Genomic DNA, 6,458 nt, shown 5'->3' on the forward strand with positions numbered 1-6,458 from the left:
TCATGGCGAACTCTCAATATATAAAGAGTGTTATCTGATCATATCCGCCAATAAAAAGAAAGATACTAGATTAAATTAATGACTGCTAGCTTGTTGAATTAACGACTTTTTTCATGCTCTTGCCCTGCTCCGGCAGGCTACCGCCGAGCCTTGCAGGCGACTATTGCCTTTGTTTTCTTATTATGAGATAGCACTTCTACCGACACTTGCCTCAATTGAAGCTTTGCATTATAGGCAAGATGCGTAGCAAAATGAAATTTGGTTGTCGCTCTACTCGCTCAGCTCAAGCTTGCTGCATAAATAAACGCCCAGTCGCTTGGTTAAGTGACTGGGCGCTTGGCTAGATACTAACCATTAACTTGGTTTATGGCCTTGATTAGCTCACTTAAAAAGCGGCTTTAAACATGACGACTACTTCTTGATGGCTGGGCTGAATGGGGTTGGTTAAGCCGCAGGCGTCTTTCATGGCGTTGGTGGCCAAGGTATCAAAGTCGGCTTCTTTTACTCCTAATCCGGCCAAGCCCTCGGGAATACCCACTTTGTCGGCCAATGTAACGATGGCGTCGATGCACAGTTTCGCACCCTCTTCATGGCTTAGTCCTGTTACTTCTAAACCCATGGCGGCGGCAATGTCGGTTTGACGTTCGCTGGCCACGCTACTGTTAAAGCGCTGCACATGAGGCAGTAAGATCGCATTACAGACGCCATGCGGTAGGTCGTAAAAACCACCCAATTGGTGCGCCATGGCGTGTACATAGCCCAGTGAGGCGTTATTAAATGCCATGCCAGCTAATAACTGGGCATACGCCATTTGCTCACGGGCCTCCATGTCGGTGCCATCAGTTACCGCGCGCACTAGATACTGACTGATCAAGGTGACCGCTTTTAGGGCACAAGCATCGGTAATGGGGTTGGCGGCGGTAGACACATAGGCTTCTACGGCATGTGTAAGGGCATCCATACCGGTGGCAGCGGTGAGAGATGTCGGCATATTTTTCATTAATACCGGATCGTTGACCGACATAATGGGGGTGACGTTTTTATCGACAATGGCCATTTTAATGTGGGTGTCTTCGTCGGTAATAATACAAAAACGCGTAACTTCTGAAGCCGTACCGGCGGTGGTATTAATGGCCACTAACGGCAATTGCGGCTTTTTCGATTGGTCTACCCCTTCGTAATCACGAATATCGCCGCCATTGCTGGCCACCAAAGCAATGGCTTTGGCACAGTCGTGGGGTGAGCCGCCACCGAGAGAAATAACAAAGTCACATTCATGCTCGTGCAACATAGCCAGGCCTGCGGTCACATTGCCGGTGGTGGGGTTGGCTTGCACCTCAGAAAAGATACAAGCTTGAATATCTTGCTTAGCCAACGCTTTTTGTAGATCACCGGCATAACCTAGCTCAACGAGCGGCTTATCGGTGACGATTAATGCATGTTTAAAGCCTAACTGGCTTAATTCGTTAACCGCTTGGTCAACGGCGCCAGCACCAATCACGTTAACGGAGGGCATATAAAATGTTGCTGTGCTCATATTATTATCTTCCTTATTAATCCAGAAACGGGCTATAAATCGCGGCTTTAATATTTTCTATGATATTTTTAGTGATTTGCCAGCGTAAGGAATTCGCTAATTAGGCTCAGCTAAGATTGCTGAGCCTGATCAGGATATTCGTTATTGAGATGTTTTATCTTAATTTAGATCATATTTATCTAAATTAGATGATTAATAATGGTATTAGAAAAAGCCCAACGGGTTAGTGTCGTAACTTATCAACATACATTTGGTTTGCTGGTAGTGATCTAACATCATTTTGTGGGTTTCGCGACCAATGCCCGACTTTTTATAACCACCAAAGGCGGCATGAGCGGGATATGCGTGGTAGCAGTTCATCCAAATACGCCCCGCTTGAATACCGCGCGCCATGCGATAGGCACGGTTGGTATCGCGGGTCCATAAACCGGCACCTAAGCCAAACTCGGTGTCGTTGGCAATGGCCAAGGCTTCTGCTTCATCTTTAAAGGTGGTTACGGCGAGAGCGGGGCCAAATATTTCTTCTTGGAAGACCCGCATTTTATTATCACCATGAAAAATGGTTGGCTGAATATAGTAGCCGCTTTCTAGTCCGCTTACGGTGTGAGCTTGGCCACCCAGTAGCATCTTGGCGCCTTCGCTTTGGCCAATTTCCATATAACGCAATATTCTATCGAATTGCTCACGCGACGCTTGTGCCCCTACTTGGGTGTCGGTATCGAGTGGGTTGCCTTGTTTAATTTGGCGAGCACGCTCTAATACTCGTTCCATAAACTCATCATAAATGCTTTCTTCTACCAAGGCGCGAGACGGACACGTACAGACTTCGCCTTGGTTAAAGAAGGTTAACAGCATGCCTTCTATGCATTTATCAATAAATTCAGGCTCGTGATTTAGCACATCGGCAAAGAAGATATTTGGAGATTTACCGCCCAACTCTACGGTTGAGGGAATTAAGCGCTCGGCGGCGGCAGTTAATACATGCTGGCCTACGGGCGTTGAGCCAGTAAAGGCCAGTTTGGCAATGCCGGGGTGGCGCAAAATGGCTTCACCGGCCTCGTTACCCATGCCATTCACCACATTAATAACGCCAGGGGGCAGCAAATCACTAATTAGCTCCATCAGCACCAAAATAGAGGCCGGTGTTTGTTCGGCCGGCTTTAATACCGTGCAACAACCAGAAGCTAACACAGGAGCAAGCTTCCACGCCGCCATTAATAGCGGGAAGTTCCAAGGAATAATTTGCCCCACTACGCCCACGGCTTCTTGAAAGTGGTAGGCGGCAGTGGTGTCGTTAATTTCAGCCGCCGAGCCTTCTTGGGCGCGAATAGCACCGGCAAAGTAGCGAAAGTGATCCACCACTAACGGAATATCGGCGGCTAGGGTTTCGCGCACTGCTTTGCCGTTATCCCAAGTTTCGGCCACCGCCAGCATTTCAATATTTTGTTCAATGCGATCGGCAATACGCAGCATCACATTGGCGCGTTCGGCCACCGCTGTTTTGCTCCAGGTTGCAAAGGCAGCTTGTGCCGCTTTAACGGCTAAATCGACATCATCGGCATCGGAGCGCGGCACTTCACAAAATACTGCGCCATTAACCGGTGAGCTGTTTTCCATATACACACCATTCACCGGCTCGCGCCATTCACCACCAATAAAGTTCTGATACCGCGTCTTAAAATTAACGACGGCACCGGCGGTTCCAGGTTGCTGATAAATCATATTGACTCTCCTTGCAGATAGCACATTCATAGATGATTTAACCTAAGGCGGCCCTTGGCGTTGCCTTAACTCAGTGAATGAATTGCAAATGGAGTGCCAATTATCACAAATCAATAAAATATAGTTACAAAGCCGTTACATTCGTACCTTGGCGAGCTAATCTAGCTGTGTGATGGTAGAAGAAAAACTGAGGCCGCAACCATTAAGTGTCCGGTTTATGAACAGTCTGTTCAGTACAGGTGGGCAACCCAACAGTACAAGTGAACAGTACAGCTGTGCCATTTTTAACAGGAAGCAAACAATGACCTTGAATGCCGTGAATAACGCCGCGCTCACACCCCCAGAGCAGACGCCTCCATTATTGCTGCGCTCTTGGCAGCGTAGTCGCGACTATGGCTTAAGCCAACACAGCCATCATGCGCCGGCGTTTTTAGAGCAACAGGCCTTGCGTCATACTCAGCAACAATATGCCAATGTATTGCATCACCTCAATACGCACCTACCTTTGTTTGAACAACTCCAACACGGCCGTCGCTGTCGTTTACTGTTTGCCGATGCCCAAGGCACCATTTTGTTTAGCGCAGGCGACCCTTATTTTGGTAATAAAGCGCAAAAAATAGCCTTGGCCAGCGGTGCAAGTTGGCATGAGCAGCACATGGGCACTAACGCCATTGGTACGGCACTTAAAGAACAAAGCGAAGTCTGCATATTAGGGCAACAGCATTTTTTGGCGACCAACCAAGGCATTAGTTGCAGTGCCAGCCCAGTATTATCCCCTAACGGCGAGTTACTGGGAGTGATTGATATTTCGAGTGAAATTGGCGAGCACAGCCAAGACATGCCCTTAACTGCCAAACTCATGGCATTGGCTCTTGAAAATGCGCTGGTGATGAATCAAGCCCACGCCCATTGGATCCTTAACCTCGCCCCCGATGCCGGCAGCTTACAACAACCCTGGTCAGGCATGGTTGCATTGCAAGAAAATGGCCAAGTGCTAGGAGCCAATCGCAGTGCTCGACAGTGGTTACCCGAGCTGGATGTGCCGGCTCTGCTTAATGACTTAACTCAAGGTGAGCTCACGCCGGTTAAACAAGGCATGGCTTTACTGAGTCGCAAACCCAAGCTTAATAAAGTGCGCCACTCAGCCACAATACCGACTGCTTGTGCTGAGCCGGTACTGTCTGAACATGAACGCAGTGCGCTTAAATTAATGAACAGTCATATTCCTTTACTGATCCAAGGAGAAACCGGCACCGGTAAAGATCATATAGTGCGCCGCTTGCATCAAGCAGGTAGTCGCGCCTCTGGGCCATTGATTGCAGTGAACTGTGGGGCGTTGCCTTGCGATTTATTAGAGGCCGAGTTATTTGGTTATGTGCCGGGGGCCTTTACTGGGGGGACCAAACAAGGACGGCCTGGGTATATTAGAGCGGCTGACAAAGGCGTGTTGTTTCTTGATGAAATTGGCGAGCTGCCATTGGCGGCACAAACGCGATTATTAAGGGTGTTACAAGAAAAAACCGTGACGCCACTGGGCTGTCATAAACCAGAGGCGGTTGATTTTCAGCTGGTGGTTGCCAGCCATCAAGATATGACGGCCATGGTAGAAGAAGGTACGTTTCGCCAAGACTTATACTTTAGGATCAATGGCTATACCTTAACCCTGCCGCCACTGCGCGATTATTCAGGGCGCGAGTTTGCAGCTTTATTACAACAGCTGTTGCACACATTGGCCGCCACCCACTCGCCCTCTAAAAGGGTGACGCTGAGTGATAAAGTCATTACTGCTTTGCAGGCTTATCATTGGCCGGGCAATATTCGTCAATTAAAACAACAGCTAGCAGTCGCGATCGTATTAGCCGATGGAGACCCTATTGATTTGCGTCACTTTGCTGCCCTCCCCTTAGGATCGGAGCAGACATTGGGAGCGGAGCACACAACAGCGCTTACAAGAGCGCCCGATGATTTAAAATCGATAACGGATCAATTAATTAAGCAGACACTGGCTAACAACAACGGCAATGTGAGCGCCACGGCACGTCAGTTAAAAATGAGCCGGACCACAATTTATGCCCGGCTTAAGGCTATAAAGCCCAGTTAAGCTAGCTTTATATCTCGTTTTCTAATTCAGATAATACATGCTCTTGCTCCCCGAGGCGAAGGCGTTAAGGGCGCCTTGTCCGACCTAATGCACATTTGATGACAACTTTCGAGTGGTATAGGCCCTTAAATATCGCTTTTCGGAAACTTGGCAAATTCTCGTGAAATATCGGCATACAATTCAACTGCCCAGCGCGGTAAGTTATCTGAAAAACCATCTAATGGCTCACGCCTAGGATCGTGGGGAGCAATCACCACTGAGGCATTATGAGTACCCACCTGATTCACTAGTACAAATAGCTCTTCTACTGCAATATCTCCCACCGCTAAGCAACCGGTAGATTGTGCTTTACCGTGAATATAGATATCGCCGCCTAAGTTGGTGCGCCCTTCTTTGGCAGCACGCATTAAATCGTAGGAGTTGGGATAATCAAGCCCCATGGATAAATGAAATAAACTATTGGGGTTTAAATGGGTAATACGATAAACCCCTTCGGGCACCTGCTTGTCCCCTTCTCTGAGCTTGGGCCCGGCTTGACCACTGGCTTTACGGATCGGATAGCTACGAATAAAGGTAAAGTTACCCTGATTACGCGCCCATAACTCCAGTTCTTTTTCTTTTTTAGTGGCTAATAGCACTATTTCTTGGGGAGGGTACGCCACATTGGCACGCATAAAGTACGGCTTCATGCGCATTTCCGCCAAGTCGCCATATGCCGCTACCACATCATTAATACTACTGTGGGGATACTGAGCAGCCATGACACTGGAAGTAGTTAAAGTAGCCAATATAAAAGCTTGCCTAGTTATTTTTTGTAAAAGACGCATGAGTTGCTGTTAATTCCAATCATAATATTTGCTAATAGTAGCGTGAGCTTAACCTAGTTTTAAATCTGTTACTGAAAAATAATACTAATCTACCCCGAGCCTATGCGCTTGGCGCTACCCTTTTTGTGCGAATAAATTCGCCCCCCCCCTCTGTCACCCTAGTTGTCCGGTTGGCAATTCAGCCTAATTTTATATCAATAGGGCCGGTGTGGGAGTTATTATGTCATTGTATTCTGAAGAGCGTAAAGCAGCGGTTGTCAGTAAGTTATTG

The 6,458-nt window shown here is 47.9% G+C and carries 4 protein-coding genes; 1 reads left to right on the forward strand and 3 read right to left on the reverse strand.

Annotation, left to right across the window (positions count from 1 at the left end):
* Positions 1-385: 385 nt before the first annotated feature.
* On the reverse strand, positions 386-1,537 hold the full coding sequence (gene yiaY / locus J3U76_RS14230; protein WP_208006637.1) for an L-threonine dehydrogenase: 1,152 nt from the start codon (positions 1,535-1,537) through the stop codon (positions 386-388).
* A 204-nt stretch (positions 1,538-1,741) separates the two neighbouring features.
* Positions 1,742-3,259 carry an acetaldehyde dehydrogenase ExaC gene (gene exaC, locus J3U76_RS14235; RefSeq protein WP_208006638.1) on the reverse strand — a complete coding sequence of 506 codons (1,518 nt, stop codon included), beginning with the start codon at positions 3,257-3,259 and terminating at the stop codon, positions 1,742-1,744.
* A 301-nt stretch (positions 3,260-3,560) separates the two neighbouring features.
* Between exaC and J3U76_RS14240 the strand changes: the two genes are divergently transcribed.
* Complete coding sequence (locus J3U76_RS14240; protein ID WP_208006639.1) at positions 3,561-5,360, forward strand: sigma-54-dependent Fis family transcriptional regulator; 1,800 nt, start codon at positions 3,561-3,563, stop codon at positions 5,358-5,360.
* A gap of 125 nt (positions 5,361-5,485) precedes the next feature.
* Here J3U76_RS14240 and J3U76_RS14245 read toward each other — a convergent pair whose 3' ends face one another.
* Entirely contained in the window at positions 5,486-6,148 is a 663-nt protein-coding gene (locus tag J3U76_RS14245; protein WP_243454276.1) for a L,D-transpeptidase family protein, read from the reverse strand.
* Positions 6,149-6,458 lie beyond the last annotated feature (310 nt).

This window comes from Oceanisphaera pacifica (assembly GCF_017498065.1).
GTDB classification, from domain to species: domain Bacteria; phylum Pseudomonadota; class Gammaproteobacteria; order Enterobacterales; family Aeromonadaceae; genus Oceanimonas; species Oceanimonas pacifica.

Coding starts and splice junctions, on each gene's coding strand:
- J3U76_RS14240 (WP_208006639.1), top strand. CDS start 3,561: ATGACCTTGAATGCCGTGAATAACGCCGCGCTCACACCCCCAGAGCAG.
- yiaY (WP_208006637.1), bottom strand. CDS start 1,537: ATGAGCACAGCAACATTTTATATGCCCTCCGTTAACGTGATTGGTGCT.
- exaC (WP_208006638.1), bottom strand. CDS start 3,259: ATGATTTATCAGCAACCTGGAACCGCCGGTGCCGTCGTTAATTTTAAG.